The organism is Nitrospinota bacterium, from assembly GCA_016235255.1.
GTDB lineage: Bacteria > Nitrospinota_A > UBA7883 > UBA7883 > JACRLM01 > JACRLM01.
In genome coordinates this window covers 1-16,192 of the sequence record JACRLM010000012.1, presented here as the reverse complement: position 1 = coordinate 16,192, position 16,192 = coordinate 1, and the positions used below count along the sequence as shown (strand labels likewise).

Sequence of the window (16,192 nt, the reverse complement as noted above, 5' to 3'; positions counted from 1 at the left end):
CCCAGGTTGAGGAAAGTGAGCGGTTATAAACACCTGCCGGAACTGCGTGAAATCATGAAACAGGTTCTGGCGGGGAAGATAATGGTGAAAGCGGCGTGACGGTCATGCCGGGAGTTTCAACTAAAAAAGGGATTGACTCCGGTGAAATATGGGTGGAACCCGCGCGCGGTGGCGGGGCGGAGTTCAGGTTCACCATGCGGGCGCTTGCTAACGGCTGACAAGGAAAAAATATGGCAGGTATAAACAAGCATTTCAAGGAAGCCGTGATCCTGCTGGTGGAGGACAGCCCGGCGGACCAGGAATTGGTTCGAAGGGTGATGGAGCGCTCCAAGATACGCAACGAGCTTCTGATAGTCGAAGACGGCGTGGAAGCGATGGCGTACCTGAAAAATGAAGGGAAGTACTCGGACACGTCCAGATTCCCAAAGCCAGACCTTGTGCTGCTGGACATAAACATGCCCAGGATGGACGGCAAGCAGGTGCTTTCCGAAATCCGCAGGGATCCCGGCCTCAAGAGCGTCCCCGTGATAATTTTGACCACCTCCACCTCCGAGAAGGACGTTTTCGAGGCTTATCACCTCGGAGCCAACGCATTTATCAGCAAGCCGGTGGACTTCGAGGGATTCACGGACGCCATACGCCAGATGGAGTCGTTCTGGCTTATGGTGGCCACCTTGCCGCCGAAGACCGTGTTTTGAGCCTGGATGGGCTTGCGCCGCAATCCCTCCATCGCTTGCGAGCTTGACAATCGCCCCTGAATAATAAATAGTTTATCAACCGTAATTACGGCCGAGCGAATTTTTTACCCTGTCCACCGGAGAAAACAGGCATGATTAGATACTCTAAAGTTGCCGCGGTTTTTGCGTTGCTTGTCACCCTGGCCGCTTGCAGCGGCTCTGGAAGCTCGTCTGACAATAATTCAGGAACGCCGGGATCCACCTTGCCAGCACCCACCGGCCTTGCCGCCGTGGTGGGCGACGGGGAGGTGACGCTTACCTGGGACGCGGCCCAGGGCGCCAACTGGTACAACGTCTATTGGGCGGCAGGTTCCTCGTTGACCACCGCTTCGGCCAACAGGACTGGCAGCGTGACAGGCGCGTCCTATACAGTCACGGGACTGACAAACGGCACTGCATATGCTTTTGCCGTGGCGTCCGTTAGCCAGGACGGGACCGAAAGCGGCCTGTCCTCCGTCATAATCGCCACGCCCGCCACCCAGATTCCCACCGCTCCGGCAGGCGTCTCATTGTCGGTGGACAACGGTTTTGTGACGCTCACGTGGACCTCAGGGGCCAAGGCTGATTCGTACAATGTTTATTGGTCCAACAGCTCGCCGGTCACCACGGCGGACAACAGGATAGCCAACGTGTCGGCCCTTTCCCTTTCGCACGCCGGGCTGACCACGGGGACGATTTATTACTACATGATAACTTCCGTGAACGGCAGCGGTGAGAGCGACGGGTCGATTTCCCCTTCCGCGACTCCCAAGGCAAACGCCTCCGGCGTGACGCCGAAGATCGCCATAACCTCGGCCAACGGCGAGATCATCCTTTCGTGGGACGCTGTGGAAGGGGTGAACAATTACAACATTTACTGGAACAACTCAGGAGCGGTCACCACTGCGGACAACAGGATACTCGCAGGCGGGGTCACCACTTACACGTTTACAGGATTGACCCCGGGAACGCGGTATTATTATGTGGTCACCGCGGTGTTTTCCACCGGCGGGGAAGGAAGCGCTTCCAGCGAGGTGTCCATCACGCCGTAGGCTGCCGCGCTTGCGGGTCAGCCTTTAAGGTTTTGCGGACCGAAAGCGTTTGGCAACAAAGTTTCAATATTGTGACGGCGGACTTGCCCGGAGGAGTCCGCCGTTATTATTTGCGCCGCCGGGGCGAACTCGTTGATCACCTGCCTGCACGCCCCGCAAGGGAACGTCATTTCGCCGGATGATGAGACCACCGCCACGCGGGTGATGCCGCTGTGCCCCTCGGACACGGCCTTGAACACGGCCACACGTTCCGCGCATATAGTAAGCCCGTACGAAGCGTTCTCCACGTTCGTTCCCGTGTAGATGCGTCCGCTGTCTGTGAGCGCGGCCGCGCCCACCCGGAATCCGGAGTATGGCGCGTAGGCGTTTTTCATCGCTTCCCGTGCGGCGCCGGCAAGTTCGCCGTCGGTGACCATGGCTTCCGGACCACCATCCTTTGTGTCTTCCATATCTTATGATTATACACGACGCGAATGCGCCTTCGGTTACAATGGCCGTATGGAGCTTGTTTATATCCAGGTGTTCCTCGAGGAGAACAGGGTTTTGGCGTGGTCGTCACACCGCGGCCCGCTGAACACCGGGGGCGCGCCGTGGCGGCATATTTTCAAGGCGCCGGGAATAAGGCCCGTGGAACAGCCCGCAAGGGTGATGATCCATCTGGCTGGAGATTTTGAAAGCGTGACGTCCGACGAGCGGATGATGCTTCTGGACACCGCACAGAGCGCCGGATACGGTGTGGCCAGGATCGAGACCGGCGAGCCGCTTTTAGAGCCGGAGGAAGCGTATGGGTTGCTGCTTGTCCCATTTACCTGAGAATTGCGGAGCGTTATTGATCCATCAATGAAGACCATCATCATAACGATCGGCGACGAGGTGACCTCCGGCCATATCGTCAACACAAACGCGGCATGGATGGCCAGGGCCATCGAGGCGCTGGGCCTCACCCCCGAAAGGGTGCTGACCCTGGGAGACGACATCCGGACACTGGCCAAAGAGATTAAGAGTGCGTGGCGCAGCCATGATTTGATACTCGTCACCGGCGGGCTGGGACCGACCCATGACGACGTGACAAAGCCGGCGCTGGCCAAGGCTTTCGGCGTGAAGATTGTCCGCGACAGGAAGGCCCATGCGGGCGTGGCCGCCTATTTCAGGAAGCTGGGGAAACAGTTAAGCCCGGCCAACGAATGCCAGGCGGACGTTCCGGAAGGATTCAAGGCGATAGCCAGCCGGTTTGGGACTGCGCCGCTGCTGATGCGCGAGGAGGGGGGGCGCTTTCTTTTCTCCATGGCCGGGGTGCCATTTGAAATGAAAAACCTCATGGAGACGGAGGTGATTCCCAGGCTTAAAAAGCGGCTTCCGAAACAGGCAATGGCAAGAACGGTGATCCACACAGCCGGGATCGCAGAGTCCACACTGTACTCCAAAATGACCGCCGCCAAGGCCATGCCCGAAAATGTCCAGCTTGCGTTTCTCCCCTCGCTTGGCAGGGTGGACCTGCGGCTGACCGCCCAGGGGGATACCGCCGCAAAGGCCGCCGCAAAACTTGCGAGGGCCCGCAAGGCGGTCCTCAAAGTGGCCGGCGAATATGCCTTCGGCGCGGACGGCGTTACGCTGGAGGGGGCGATCGGCGAAAGGCTTGCGGAAAAGAAGTTGACGCTGGCCTGCGCCGAAAGCTGCACTGGAGGGCTTTTCGCCTCCAGAATCACCGCCACGCCGGGAGCGTCGCGGTACTTCCTTGAAGGGGTGGTCACCTACTGCAATAATTCAAAGATCAAACGGCTCGGCGTGGAACCTTCGACCCTGCTAAAATATGGGGCCGTGTCCGCCCAGACCGCCGCGGAAATGGCGGAGGGGATCTGCGCGCATTCGGGGGCGGACATCGGAGTGTCCGCCACTGGCGTGGCCGGGCCGACGGGCGGCACTCCGGACAAGCCTGTTGGGCTTGCTTATGCCGGGATGTGCGTCAATGGAATTGTGGAGACCAGGGAATTCCACTTCGGCGAGGACAGGGCGCGCAACCAGGAGCGCACGGTGAACGAGATGCTGTTGTGGCTGTGGAGCGTGGTGAAGTGAGCCGGGTTTTATTAAAATTGTTTCATGATCGGAAGGTTTGAAAGATGGTGAATCGCAGGACTATTGTGGCGCCGTCCATACTGTCGGCGGATTTCGGCAGGCTGGCCGAGGAAGTGGCCGCCGTGGAAAAGGGAGGGGCCGACTGGATTCATGTGGACGTGATGGACGGCCACTTCGTCCCGAACATCACCATTGGGCCGCTAGTGGTGGAGGGGCTCAGGAAATACACCAGTCTGACACTGGACGTGCACCTGATGATAGAGAACGCCGAAAAATACATTGAAGATTTCGCCAGGGCCGGGGCGGACATCATAACCGTGCACGCCGAGGCGCAGACCCATCTTCACAGGACCGTTTCGCTGATCAAGGGGCTGGGAAAGAAAGCCGGCGTGTCGTTGAACCCGGCGTCCAGCCTTTCAATGATAGAGAACATACTCAGCGAGGTGGACCTGATCCTTCTGATGTCCGTCAATCCCGGTTTCGGCGGGCAGGACTTCATTCCGGCCACTCTTTTCAAGGCAACTTCTTTGAGGAGGATGATCGAGGATGCCGGTCTTTCCATCGACGTGGAAATGGACGGGGGTATAAAGCCGGACAACGCAGGGCATGTGCGGGACGCCGGGGTCAACGCTCTTGTGGCCGGCTCCGCCATATTCAAGAGCGCGGATTACGCAAAGGCCATCGCCGCGATACGGGGATAGAAGACGCTTTCAGCCGCTGTCCATGCCCGCGGAGGGCTGCGCCGCCATGGGTATGCAGATCGTAAACCGCGATCCTTCTCCCGGCTTGCTGTCCACGCTGATCCTGCCTCCGTGGAGGATGGCGATCCTGCGGGCCAGCGTCAGGCCGATTCCCAGACCGCCATGTTTCCTGCTGGACGATCCGTCCGCCTGGCGGAAACTTTCGAATATCACGTCGCGCTCCGGGCCGCTCAGGCCGGTCCCGCTGTCGGAGACGTAAATCTCCACGAACTGGCCGTTTACCTGGCAGCCTATGGTCACATTGCCCCCCTCCGGGGAGAACTTGATGGCGTTCTCCAATAATTTGGTGGCGGCAAGCCCCACCATCATCTGATCCATTGTCACAGAAGGATGGCTCGCCGGGCATTCCACGGATATTTCTATGTTTTTTTTCCGCGCGTTTTCCCGGATGGAGTTGACCACGCCGTCTATGATCGCGCATGCGCTGCACGGAACAGATGAAATTTCCACCATTCCCGCCTCTATGCGGGAAAGCTCGATGATGTCCGAAATGACGCCGAGCAGGCGCGCCCCGTTCTCCGATATCTTGTCGAGCATTGTCTTCTCGTCACTGTCGCCATGTCCTTTGGAAAGCAGGTTGGAAAAACCTATGATGCTCGTCAGCGGGGTGCGCAACTCATGGCTGATGTTGGCCAGGAATTCGGACTTAAGGCGGCTGGACTCCATGGCCCGCTCCGTCTGCCTGACCAGGTCGGAGTTTTTGTTCTCAAGCTCGATTTCCCTCTTATCCAATTCTCCGGAAAGGGCCCTGATGCGCTCGAGCTTTTCCCCCTGGCTTTTAAGGAAACCAGACTGCAGAAAAGCCGATACTCCGCTGATCCCTGTGAACGCGGCGTAATAGAAGATATGGGCGGAAGTGATATGGATGTCCACCGGAGCGCTTTCAAGCGCGAACGCGGGGATCAGGTATGCGCCAAAACATATGGCGCTGCAGGCCGCTATCACCGCCGCCGGCAAGGGCATTAACAGCCCCGTGACAAGTATCACGATCCCCGGCGCCAGCGCCCAGGTGGATTGGCGGCCGCCGGACAAGTACATGTTCATCCCGGTGACGGCGCTTGCGGTGATCACCTGGGCGAACGTCAGCGCAATGTAATACGGGTACGTGCGCCATTCCCTGGCCGCGGCGAAGAAGCCAGCGAACACCGCAATGCCGGCCAGCTTCACATAGAGCATCTTTGTGAAGAGCGCCGGGCCCAGGAAATAGTCGGGAATGTTGGAGAATACGAACAACGCAATGGCCAGCAAGGCAGTCTTTCTGAGCCGGGAAGGGAGAATCCCGGCGTTGGCGGAAAGGTTTCCGGTTTCCACAGATGAGGTCATGGCGTTTGTCCCAAGCCCTAAGCGGGCGCCCGGCGCGTTTTTAGAATAATATTATTACTACTTATCGTGGCCAAAGCCCCAGCCAGCCGCGGCCGCGGCGCATTTTCCCGTTCCGCCATTTTAGCTCCGGGAAGGTTCGTTCGCAACGCGTTTCGGGGCGCCGTCAGGAAAAAATATTTTCCGGGACCAATATCCGGATGGCGGCGGGATAATATTTTCCGTCAGCCTCCGATTTTACCGGATGTCATTGCAGCCGCGAAAATAAAGGGGATTTTCGAGTTTACCAATCCTCATAGAAGTGGCATACGCCAAATTATTGGCGTATATTTATCCTTAAACAAATTTAAATATGATTTCAAAATATTTATTGTAATTATCTATAAGTATAGCTATAATGAGTTAAATTTTAATTAATGAGATGCCAATAGAAGTAATTATCTGGTAAGTAGTGGATAATAGATCGGCAACATAAGGGAAAAAGACCTTGAAGGCTTCGGCCCACATAAAGCTTGAGATGAGAAATCCAAGATATCCCGACAGGGAGCTTCGAGAGCATTTGTCGGAACTTATACACTATTCCAGGTACGCTGGCATTGATTTAGGGAATTTCAACCAGATCATTTCACGGGCTGTTCTCGTTGACGGCGAGGAGGGGCCGGATTTGCGTTACGGCGGAAAGCTGGTCTTGGAGACCACGCAAAAGACGGTAAACCTTGTAAACAGGCTCGTTCAAATGTATCCCGTGTTTTCAACATGGGAAATCAAGGTTTCACAGCCGAAGAAGTCTTCGGCTAGAAGCAAAACCATCAACATGAAGGAGAAAAGAGGAATGGCGACCAAGAAGAAAGCTGCGAAGAAAGCCACGGCCAAGAAGCCTGCGAAGAAGGCCGCGAAGAAAAAAGCCGCGAAGAAGAAATAACGGTTTTTCTCGGGCGGGCGGCTGGATGGAGACCATCCTTCGCCCGCCGCTAATTCGCAGACGCCGGCCAAGCGGTTTTCCGCCCTTGCCGGCGTTTCTTTTTTTTCGTCCCGCCGCATGCCCGCTCCATCCTTTTCAGGCTTTCCTCCCCTGTTGATTCCGGTTAACATGGCCTTGTGCCATTTGACAACGTGAATCGAGGCATTATGGGCAAGCAAAAGATCGTCACGGCGGAAGGTTTCCGGCTGGTGGACGAAAACGGAAAAATGCGCGGCGCCCTGGCGATCCGCAAGAACGGTGAACCGGCGCTGGGCCTTTACGGCAAGGACGGAGCGCGCCGGGTGATCGTCGCCGTGCGCGACGACGGCAATCCCGCCATCGGGCTGTTTGACAAGAAAGGCGGCGAGAGGATCAAGCTTATGCTTGGGGACGGAGGCGCTCCTTCAGCAAGGCTTAACGCGAAGGATGGGTCCGCCCGTGTCGAGATCGCGCTGGACGGGCACGGGGATCCGTCGGTCACCTTGATGGACAAGAAAGGCAGGAGCATGGCCAGGATCATGGTGTCTGGAGATCAAAAGGCCGCGCTCACCTTTTACGATGGCGACGGCAAGGTGAAGGCCCATATAGCCTGACGGCGTCCGGCAAAACCCATGTTGTCATTATTTTATGCCGTAACTATAATATGGGCAAGCTGCGGCGCATGTTCACAGGACGGCGCCGGGCGCTTTGCTCAAACAGCGACAGGCCTGCGATCATGATCAAATTGCCACGCCGCATCGTGTACCTGGTTTTCGCCGCCGCTCCGTTGTTCGCGCTTGCGGCCCATGGCGAGGACTTTTATAAATGGGTGGACGAAAAGGGCGAGACCCATTTTGCCGATTCCCCTTCGCAGATACCGCCAAAATACAGGACAAACGCGGAATCGAAGGAATTTTCAAAATACCGGCCCTCCTCCACAGTCTGGGAGCAGTCCGAAAGGCCGCAGTTGGACGAATCTCCGGCGGGCGATGATTCAAAAGGGCTATCCCAAAAAGATTCCACGCCCCACACCCTGAACGTCCAGGCGCTTACGGACGCCGATTTTGAAAAAGAAATCATGAAAAGCGGCAAGCCGGCGCTTGTCTATTTCTGGGCTCCGTGGTGCGGCTGGTGCAGGAAGACAGCTCCGAACGTAAGCTCGGCCTCAGCCACGCTTGACGGATCCACAAGAGTATTCGCCATCAACACCGATGAATCTCCGGCGGCCAGGGAAAAATTACGGATAAAAAAATGGCCGACGTTCATTATGTACTCCTCTGGCGAGGAAAAAGCGCGCAAGACTGGCTTTATGACAAAAGAAAACATAATCACCTTCGCCAAAGCCGGAGCCAAGTAGCTCTTCAAGCGCTTCCCATGGCGCCGCTTCTATAGTCGGCTATGGCGCGGGAAATCTCCTCCGCCGTGTTCATCACGAAGGGGCCGTAACGGGCTATCGGCTCGCTTATGGGGTCGCCCGCCAATGTTATCATCCTGGCGCCATGGTCGCCCGCGGCCACCGCTATCTCGTCACCTTCCGTCAGGACCACCAGCGAACCTCTGCCGGCCAAGCGCTGATCGAATATGGCCGTTCCTTCGTAAATGTAGCTGAACACGGTCTTCCCGCTTGCCACCGGGCATGTCCAGGACTCGCCCGGCCCCATCGTCACGTCCAGGTACATGGGGTCCACGTATATCCCTTCCACCGGCCCCTTCACGCCGAGCGCCATGCCCGCGATCACTTTGACGCTCACGTTTCTGGACGGAGAGATTTCGGGTATCTGTTCCGGGCCAATGTTCTGATATCGCGGGGCGCACATTTTCTTCTTTGCCGGAAGGTTCACCCACAATTGAAATCCGTGCAGCCGTCCTTCCTCCATAAGCGGCATTTCCGAATGGATCACCCCGCGCCCCGCCGTCATCCATTGGACCCCGCCTGATTTAAGCTCTCCGGAATGCCCCGCGCTGTCCTCATGCTTGAAATGCCCTTCCACCATGTAAGTCACCGTTTCGAAACCGCGATGGGGATGGGGCGGAAAACCGGCGATGTAATCATCCGGATTCGACGAGCCAAACTCGTCGAGAAGCAGAAATGGATCCAGATCGGACAGGTCGTGAGTGCCTATGGAGCGGTACAGACTGACGCCGGCGCCATCGCTGGTCAAACGGGCCTTGATGATCTTGCTTACTTGCCGTATTGCCGCCATGGCGTGTCTCCCTGCGCTGAATATTGTTAAAGGTCCGGGGTTCACCGCATGCGTTTTTTCCCCTTCACGGTCCCGCTTTTCTGAGCGGCCCGTTTTTTATTCACGGACGCAAGCTTGCGCTTCAACGTCCATTCGATCACCTGGTCCGCTGTGCGGGCGAAGTGGAACTTCATTTTCTTGCGCACATTCTCCGGAATCTCTTCCAGGTCTTTTGCGTTTTCGCTCGGAATGACCATCTCCGTGATCCCCGCGCGGCTTGCGGCCAAAGCCTTTTCCTTAAGCCCGCCTATGGGCAGCACCCTGCCACGCAAGGTTATCTCCCCCGTCATCGCCACGTCGTGGCGGATCGGGACGCCGGTCATCGCGGAAAGGATCGCGGAGGCCATCGTGATTCCGGCGGAAGGTCCGTCCTTGGGAATGGCCCCTGCGGGGACATGGATGTGGATGTCCGTCTTGCTGGCGAAATCATTTTCCAGCCCGAACTTGTGGGCGCGGGAGCGGATGAAAGTCAACGCCGCCTGGGCCGACTCTTTCATCACGTCCCCCAGTTTTCCTGTCAGCGTCAGCTTGCCGGAGCCTTGCATGGGCGTCGCCTCCACCTGCATCACCTCGCCTCCGGCCTGGGTCCAGGCCACGCCGGTGGCCACGCCCACCATGTCCCGTTCCGATCCTTCCTCGCTTGTGAACACTCGCACTCCAAGGTAGTCGTGCAGGTCCTTGGGCCGGATGTTGTACGCCCGTTTGGACCCCGAGGCCACTTTGCGGGCCACCTTGCGGCAAACGGTCGCAACAGAGCGCTCCAGGTTGCGAAGGCCGGCCTCCCGTGTGTATTGCTGGATGACGGCGTGGAGCGCGTCGTCCGTGAACCTGACGTTCTTTTTGTTTATCCCGTGTTCGTCCATCTGCCTGGGGACGATGTATGTCTTCGCGATCTTCACCTTCTCTTCTTCCGTGTATCCGGCTATGCGTATCACCTCCATCCTGTCGAGCAGGGGGGGCGGGATCGTGTCCACCATGTTCGCGGTGGTGATGAACATCACGTTGGTCAGGTCGAAGGGGACTCCCAGGTAATGGTCCACATACGCGTGGTTCTGGGCCGGATCCAGCACTTCCAACAGGGCGGAGCTCGGGTCGCCACGGAAATCGGAGCCAAGCTTGTCTATCTCGTCGAGCATGAAGACGGGGTTGGCCGAACCGGCCTGCTTTATTCCCTGTATGATGCGGCCCGGCATGGACCCTATGTATGTCTTGCGGTGGCCGCGTATCTCCGCCTCGTCGCGCACGCCCCCAAGTGAAATCCGCACGAACTTGCGCCCAAGCGCCCGCGCCACGGACTGCCCCAGCGAAGTCTTGCCGACGCCCGGGGGGCCCACAAAACACAGCAGCGGCCCTTTGAGCTTGTTCTTGAGCTTTCGCACCGCAAGGTATTCAACGATGCGCTCTTTTACCTTTTCCAGGTCGTAATGGTCCGCGTCAAGCACCTTTTGCGCTTCTTTCAGGTCCAGGTTGTCCGGTGTGATGATGGACCACGGGACCTCCACCATCCACTCCAGAAAAGTGCGCACAGTGGTTGCCTCCGCCGATTCCGAATGCATCTTGGAAAGCCTGTCCAACTGCTTTAATGCCTCGCCTTCCACCTCCTTGGGCATTTTGCACTTCATGATTTTGTCGTGGAACTCGTTAATCTCCTGCTGCCGGTCGTCAATGCCCCCCAATTCCTTTTGGATCGCCTTCAACTGCTCGCGCAGATAGTATTCCCGCTGCGTCTTGGACATTTCCTCCTGGGCCGCGCTCTGGATTTTCTGCTGCATGCCGAGAAGCTCGATCTCCTTGTTGAGCAGCTCGGAGACTTTTTTAAGCCTGTCCACCGGATCGGTTATTTCCAGCACCTCCTGCGCGTCCTGCACCTTGAGCCCAAGGTTGGAAGTGATAAGGTCGGCCAGTTTGCCGGGATCGTCCAGGTTTTCGGCGATGACAATTATGTCCGGCGATATCTGCCTGCCAAGGTTGATGACTTTTTCCACCTGCTCGCGGATATTGCGCATGGCCGCTTCCATCTCCAGGGGATTTCGCGGCCGGGATTCCAGGCTGTCATCCTCGATGCGGCGGATGCGAACTTTGTAGAAAGGCTCTTTTTGCAGGTATTCTTCTATCCTGGCCTTGGCCAGCCCTTGCACGAGGATTTTCACCCTCCCGTCCGGAAGCTTGAGCATCCTGATGATCATCACCACCGAGCCGGTCTGGTACAGGTCCTCCGGAGCCGGATTGTCCACCCCGGCGTCCTTCTGCGCGGCCAGGAGCATCATCCTGTCGCCGGAAAGGGCCTGGTTCACCGCGTTGATGGACTGTTCCCTGCCTACGAAAAGAGGGAGGATCATGAAGGGGAACACCACTATATCCCGCACGGGAAGCATCGGCAGCGTGTCGGGAATCGTAAATTCGCTTTGCAGTTCGGTGGCGTTTTCGCCTGCCGCCGAATCCTGTTCTTCAGCTTTTGCGGCCATGATAAAAACTCCGTCAGCCCCCTTTTATGGAAATCGTCCTCAGGCTTTTTCTGCGTTCCTTGACCTTTGGCGCCCTTATCGCCAGCACGCCCTCCCTATACACGGCGCTCACCCCGTCCGGATTTACCGGGACCGGAAACCGCATCACGCGTCTTATCGGGCCGAAAGTGCGCTCCATGCAAAGGTAGTTTATCTTTTCCGCGTGGCCCGCAGTCTCCTTTTTTACCCCCTCGACAAGCAGCCAGTCGTCCTGGCTCACAACTTTTATGTCTTCCGGGGACATTCCAGGCAAGTCCAACTCGATAATGATCTCGTCCTGGGTTTCAAACATGTCCATGTGGACGAAGTAAGTTTCGCCCAGAGCGTCTGTCTTGATGGAAACGCCGTCCAGCCCGCCAGATATCCGGATCCCGGCGGCCGCCACCGGCTTTCGGGGACGGCTTTTGTCATTTTCAGAAACCATTGCTGCGGCGATAAAGAATGATCGATCTGATTATGGGTCAATCATAGCACACATGCGCCGGGCCGCCGTCAATAGTCAGGGGGCTCCGGGCGCCGCTCCGAGGTCCAGTGTTTGCAAATAATCACGGAACGCATCGCCCAGGTCCTCGCGGCGCAGGGCGAACTCCACGGTGGCCTTGAGGAATCCCAGCTTGTCCCCCGCGTCGTACCGCTTGCCCTCAAATTGGTATGCGTACACATGGCCGGTCTTTAACATGGCGTTCATGGCGGCGGTAAGCTGCACCTCGCCCTTGCCGTCCGCTTCGGTGATGGCCAGATAATCGAATATCTCCGGGGTGAGGATGTACCTGCCGATTATGGCAAGGTCGGACGGGGCCTTGTCCACAGGCGGCTTTTCCACCATGCTTTTCACCTTGTGCAGGTTGTGCCCAAGCGTGTCCGGCTCGATGACCCCGTAAGACGAGATGTTCGCCTTGGGTACCCGCTCCACCGCCACAACAGGAGCCCGGACGTTGTTGAACACGTCTATCAACTGGCCTATGACAGGCTTGGTTTCCGAATAGATTATGTCATCGCCGAGAAGTACGGCGAACGGTTCGTTGTTCACAAGGTCCTTCGCGCGCCATATGGCGTGGCCAAGGCCCCGGGGGTCCTTCTGGCGGATATACGCGAAATCGCACATATCCGAAATGTCTTTGGCCAATTGAAGCAGCTCGTCTTTACCGTTTTTCTCCAGGAGGCACTCAAGCTCCACGGAACGGTCGAAATGGTCCTCTATGGCATTTTTATTGCGCCCGGTGACCATGATTATTTCAGTGATTCCGGCTTCTATCGCTTCTTCGACCACATATTGGATAAGAGGCTTGTCCACAAGTGGGAGCATTTCCTTTGGCGAGGCCTTGGTGGCTGGTAAAAACCTTGTCCCCATGCCAGCGACAGGGAAGACCGCTTTTTTTATTTTCAAATGCAATACCCCGCCGCAAGATCCTCGGCGCTGAGATTCTGGATATTAATTAAAAGCCGATTTGTGGAATTTAACTTATGTTTTCAATAAAGTCAACTTCAACGCAAATATTTGAGGGATAGGGGGCAACTGGGACAGAATGTAACGATACAAATCAAAGGATACCAACGATGGAAGGGACGTTGGCGTTTGTTCAGGCGGTCCAGCGGTTATTCTTTACCGAATCCACAAACGCTTCATTTTCCTTGAGTTTTTGCGCGATTTTTTCCGCAATTTCGCCGGATTTGACCTTGTAGGTCTTTTCCTGTATCTCCCGCCTGAACTTGGCGATCAGATCAGCCCTTAATCCAGCGATGTCGCTCATTTTCGTAATTCCTGTTTCAACATTATTTGTCCGATACTTCATCTCCTTTATCGGTAGGCGTCCTAAAAGGCTTAACATTATTTTCCGGGTGGGAGAATTATTTCTATCTATTTGAATGTGCAGGTGATAGAGAGGGCAGGTGGGAAGTTATTTTGCCTTTTTCCGGCAAAGTTCCATGAATTCATTTATCAATGTTGAACGCAGACGGCTTTCCCGAAGCAGAAACTGGAGTTTGCGCACCATATGCTTTCCCTTGACCCGCAGGGCGGCCAGGACGCCGAGTTTGAGTTCGTTCTCCAGCGCCTTGATGGACAAAATGGAAACGCCAAGCCCTTCCCGCACGGCGTTCTTGATAGCGGTGGATGAGCCGAGTTCGAGCACCATGTTTTCTTTCGGGATGTTTATCACATCGTGATCCACAAGGTTGTCTATAAAGCTTCTGGTTCCCGACCCCGCCTCCCGGCAAATGAACGGCTCGCGCGCAAGCTGGGCCACGGTGATAGCGCCGCTTTTGGCGCATGGATGATCCGGCGGGGCCACCACCACAAGCTCGTCGTCGGCGTATGGCGCCCGGACCAGCTTGGCGGCGGTCACCGGCCCTTCCACAATCCCGATGTCCAGAATGAAATCCGCCAGCCATACTGCGATTTCATCGGAGTTGCCCACCAGCACTTTGAGATCCACCCCCGGACGACGTTTTTTCATCGCCGCCAGCACAGGGGGGAGAAGGTACGCCCCGATGGTGGACGACGCGCCGATTTTCAGGACGCCAACACGCGTATTCTGGAACGCGCGGATTTCCTCTTCGGCCTGCTCCGCCTCGTCTATAAGTTTTTCCAGCTTGGCCGTCAGGGCCAGCCCGGCGGGGGTGAGCTCCACCCTGTTGGGGTATCGTTCAAACAATGCGGTCCCGTAGTGATCTTCAAGCTGTTTTACCTGATGGGTGACGGCGGGCTGGGTCAGGCCAAGGTCCCGGGCGGCCTTGGAGAAGGAGAGGCGCTTGGCCGCCACATGGAACACCTTCAGACGGAACTCTATCACGCCGCCTCGCTTGATATGGTCGTTATGATTCGGAAGTTTATCAGAAACCGGGGAGGTGCGGTTCAACAAGCGCATCAGTTAACCGCATCGGGATTACAGCCTTGACACGGCGCTTTTTGATGCAACACAATAGCCGTTCACGTTATTTAAATTTATCGGAGTTATTTATGAGCCAGGCTCCTCGGTCGGAAAAGATTTGGCTGGACGGAAAGTTCGTTGATTGGGATGGGGCCAACGTCCATGTTCTCACGCACACGTTGCATTATGGGCTTGGAGTGTTCGAGGGGGTGCGGCTTTATGAAACGGCGAAAGGCTCGGCCATATTCCGCCTGGAAGAGCACACAAAGCGGCTGTTCAACTCCGCCAAGATCGTGGGGATCGAAATACCATATTCGCAGCAGGCCATCAACGAGGCCACGAAAGAGACCGTAAGGGTCAACAAGCTAAAGTCGTGCTACATCCGCCCCATAGCGTTCCTTGGCGATGACAAGCGCGGGCTCAACTGCATCGGCGCCACCGTCCGCGTGGCCATCGCCGTATGGCCCTGGGGGGCGTACCTTGGCGAGGAGGCGCTGGCCAACGGCATAAACGTGAAGGTCTCCTCCTTCACCCGCCATCACGAGAACGTGTTCATGACCAAAGCGAAGATATGTGGCGCCTACGTCAACTCCATCATGGCCAAAGTGGAGGCCGTGAAGGGGGGCTATGACGAAGCGGTGATGCTCGATCCGTCCGGCCATGTGGCGGAAGGCTCCGGGGAGAACATATTCATAATCCGCAACGGCGTGATCAAGACCCCTCCCCTTACCTCCGTGCTCGACGGCATTACGCGAGACTCTATCATCAAGCTTGCCGGGGACATGGGGCTTTCCGTGACGGAGCAGTATTTCTCCCGCGACGAGCTTTACATATCCGATGAAGCGTTCTTCACCGGCACAGCCGCCGAGTTGACCCCCATCCGGTCCGTGGACGGGCGTGTGCTGGGCGAAGGGAAAATGGGGCCTGTCACCGCAAAATTGCAGGCGGCGTACTTCGACGTGATCAGGGGTAAAAATCCGGCCAAGATGGATTGGCCAAGCTTCGTCTGACGCCGAATGACCGCATAGGGGCATCCGCCCTGCGGTCATTTGGCGCGGTTGACCATGTCTCCGTCGTTCTCGATGTAGCGGACAATGGCGTCCTTTACCAGCCGTTCCTGTCTTGCCGGGATTTCCTTGACCACCCTTCTGTTGTCCTTCTGGGTCACCTTCATCACCAGCCGGTCGTTGCTTTCAACGGAGTATGAGCGGCTCAGGTTGGTGTTGAACTGGGCGTACTTGGTGGATATTTCCACCGGCTTGGCCTCAGGGGCCTTTTCCCTGGCGGCGGAGTTGTCGCCCTTTGCGGGATTTTCCTTGGGAGCGGCCGCGTTTGATCCGTGATTTTCCACGGCGCTTCCACCCTTTGTGGACAAAGTCACTTTGTCCGCCACCGGCGCAGGTTTGGGAGTTTCAGCCGCTGGCTGCGATCTTGCCGCCGCCGGGGCCGAAGGCGCGGATACCCGAGGGGCCGGTGAGGCCGCAACTCCCGATATCCGGGTTTCCATATCTTCCTCCATAGACCAAAGAGCTATAAGGTGTTCTTTAACATCTAAAACATCATAAGCTCGCCATGAGTCAATCCCTTTTTTAGTTGAAACTCCCGGCATGACCGTCACGCCGCTTTCACCATTATCTTCCCCGCCAGAGCCCGTTTCATGATCTCACGCAGTTCTGGCAGGTGTTTATAACCGCTCACTTTCCTCAACTTGGG

The 16,192-nt window shown here is 56.8% G+C and carries 18 protein-coding genes; 9 read left to right on the top strand and 9 right to left on the bottom strand.

The window, feature by feature from the left end; genetic code table 11:
* Nucleotides 1-230 precede the first annotated feature (230 nt).
* Both HZB29_01490 and HZB29_01485 read left to right on the top strand, forming a co-directional pair.
* Nucleotides 231-698: a response regulator gene (locus tag HZB29_01490; GenBank protein MBI5814265.1), complete on the top strand. Its 468-nt coding sequence runs from the start codon at nucleotides 231-233 to the stop codon at nucleotides 696-698.
* A gap of 131 nt (nucleotides 699-829) precedes the next feature.
* On the top strand, nucleotides 830-1,768 hold the full coding sequence (locus HZB29_01485) for a fibronectin type III domain-containing protein (GenBank protein MBI5814264.1): 939 nt from the start codon (nucleotides 830-832) through the stop codon (nucleotides 1,766-1,768).
* Between the two features lie 17 nt (nucleotides 1,769-1,785).
* On the opposite strand, the gene cdd is transcribed toward HZB29_01485, so the two are convergent.
* On the bottom strand, nucleotides 1,786-2,184 hold the full coding sequence (gene cdd, locus HZB29_01480) for a cytidine deaminase (GenBank protein ID MBI5814263.1): 399 nt from the start codon (nucleotides 2,182-2,184) through the stop codon (nucleotides 1,786-1,788).
* 82 nt (nucleotides 2,185-2,266) lie between these two features.
* Between cdd and HZB29_01475 the strand changes: the two genes are divergently transcribed.
* From HZB29_01475 to HZB29_01465, 3 genes are read left to right on the top strand one after another with little or no spacing between them, the layout of a single operon-like run.
* Complete coding sequence (locus HZB29_01475; protein ID MBI5814262.1) at nucleotides 2,267-2,581, top strand: hypothetical protein; 315 nt, start codon at nucleotides 2,267-2,269, stop codon at nucleotides 2,579-2,581.
* Nucleotides 2,582-2,608: 27 nt separating this feature from the next.
* Nucleotides 2,609-3,841, top strand: coding sequence for a CinA family nicotinamide mononucleotide deamidase-related protein (locus HZB29_01470; protein MBI5814261.1), 1,233 nt, complete (start codon nucleotides 2,609-2,611; stop codon nucleotides 3,839-3,841).
* Nucleotides 3,842-3,885: 44 nt separating this feature from the next.
* Complete coding sequence (locus HZB29_01465) at nucleotides 3,886-4,542, top strand: ribulose-phosphate 3-epimerase (GenBank protein MBI5814260.1); 657 nt, start codon at nucleotides 3,886-3,888, stop codon at nucleotides 4,540-4,542.
* A gap of 9 nt (nucleotides 4,543-4,551) precedes the next feature.
* Here HZB29_01465 and HZB29_01460 read toward each other — a convergent pair whose 3' ends face one another.
* Nucleotides 4,552-5,925, bottom strand: a complete 1,374-nt coding sequence (locus HZB29_01460; protein MBI5814259.1) for a HAMP domain-containing histidine kinase — start codon at nucleotides 5,923-5,925, stop codon at nucleotides 4,552-4,554.
* A 484-nt stretch (nucleotides 5,926-6,409) separates the two neighbouring features.
* Between HZB29_01460 and HZB29_01455 the strand changes: the two genes are divergently transcribed.
* The 3 genes from HZB29_01455 to HZB29_01445 all read left to right on the top strand — a co-directional run bounded on the left by HZB29_01455 (nucleotide 6,410) and on the right by HZB29_01445 (nucleotide 8,219).
* A complete protein-coding gene (locus HZB29_01455; GenBank protein MBI5814258.1) occupies nucleotides 6,410-6,844 on the top strand; it encodes a hypothetical protein in 435 nt (144 codons plus the stop codon).
* Between the two features lie 206 nt (nucleotides 6,845-7,050).
* Complete coding sequence (locus tag HZB29_01450) at nucleotides 7,051-7,476, top strand: hypothetical protein (GenBank protein MBI5814257.1); 426 nt, start codon at nucleotides 7,051-7,053, stop codon at nucleotides 7,474-7,476.
* Nucleotides 7,477-7,598: 122 nt separating this feature from the next.
* Nucleotides 7,599-8,219, top strand: coding sequence for a DUF4124 domain-containing protein (locus HZB29_01445; GenBank protein MBI5814256.1), 621 nt, complete (start codon nucleotides 7,599-7,601; stop codon nucleotides 8,217-8,219).
* A 4-nt stretch (nucleotides 8,220-8,223) separates the two neighbouring features.
* On the opposite strand, the gene HZB29_01440 is transcribed toward HZB29_01445, so the two are convergent.
* The 6 genes from HZB29_01440 to HZB29_01415 form a co-directional block, all read right to left on the bottom strand.
* On the bottom strand, nucleotides 8,224-9,066 hold the full coding sequence (locus HZB29_01440; protein ID MBI5814255.1) for a pirin family protein: 843 nt from the start codon (nucleotides 9,064-9,066) through the stop codon (nucleotides 8,224-8,226).
* Nucleotides 9,067-9,107: 41 nt separating this feature from the next.
* On the bottom strand, nucleotides 9,108-11,570 hold the full coding sequence (gene lon, locus HZB29_01435) for an endopeptidase La (GenBank protein MBI5814254.1): 2,463 nt from the start codon (nucleotides 11,568-11,570) through the stop codon (nucleotides 9,108-9,110).
* Nucleotides 11,571-11,583: 13 nt separating this feature from the next.
* Nucleotides 11,584-12,033 carry an Hsp20/alpha crystallin family protein gene (locus tag HZB29_01430; GenBank protein MBI5814253.1) on the bottom strand — a complete coding sequence of 150 codons (450 nt, stop codon included), beginning with the start codon at nucleotides 12,031-12,033 and terminating at the stop codon, nucleotides 11,584-11,586.
* Nucleotides 12,034-12,108: 75 nt separating this feature from the next.
* Nucleotides 12,109-13,002 (bottom strand): UTP--glucose-1-phosphate uridylyltransferase GalU, encoded by an 894-nt coding sequence (galU, locus tag HZB29_01425; protein ID MBI5814252.1) that lies wholly within the window; start codon nucleotides 13,000-13,002, stop codon nucleotides 12,109-12,111.
* Between the two features lie 187 nt (nucleotides 13,003-13,189).
* Nucleotides 13,190-13,360: a flagellar biosynthesis anti-sigma factor FlgM gene (locus HZB29_01420; GenBank protein ID MBI5814251.1), complete on the bottom strand. Its 171-nt coding sequence runs from the start codon at nucleotides 13,358-13,360 to the stop codon at nucleotides 13,190-13,192.
* A 147-nt stretch (nucleotides 13,361-13,507) separates the two neighbouring features.
* Nucleotides 13,508-14,401, bottom strand: a complete 894-nt coding sequence (locus tag HZB29_01415) for a LysR family transcriptional regulator (GenBank protein ID MBI5814250.1) — start codon at nucleotides 14,399-14,401, stop codon at nucleotides 13,508-13,510.
* A 167-nt stretch (nucleotides 14,402-14,568) separates the two neighbouring features.
* On the opposite strand from HZB29_01415, the gene HZB29_01410 reads away from it, so the two are divergent.
* Complete coding sequence (locus tag HZB29_01410) at nucleotides 14,569-15,489, top strand: branched-chain amino acid transaminase (GenBank protein MBI5814249.1); 921 nt, start codon at nucleotides 14,569-14,571, stop codon at nucleotides 15,487-15,489.
* Between the two features lie 35 nt (nucleotides 15,490-15,524).
* Here the strand turns inward: HZB29_01410 and HZB29_01405 are convergent, their stop codons facing one another.
* Complete coding sequence (locus tag HZB29_01405) at nucleotides 15,525-15,986, bottom strand: hypothetical protein (GenBank protein ID MBI5814248.1); 462 nt, start codon at nucleotides 15,984-15,986, stop codon at nucleotides 15,525-15,527.
* Between the last annotated feature and the right edge of the window lie 206 nt (nucleotides 15,987-16,192).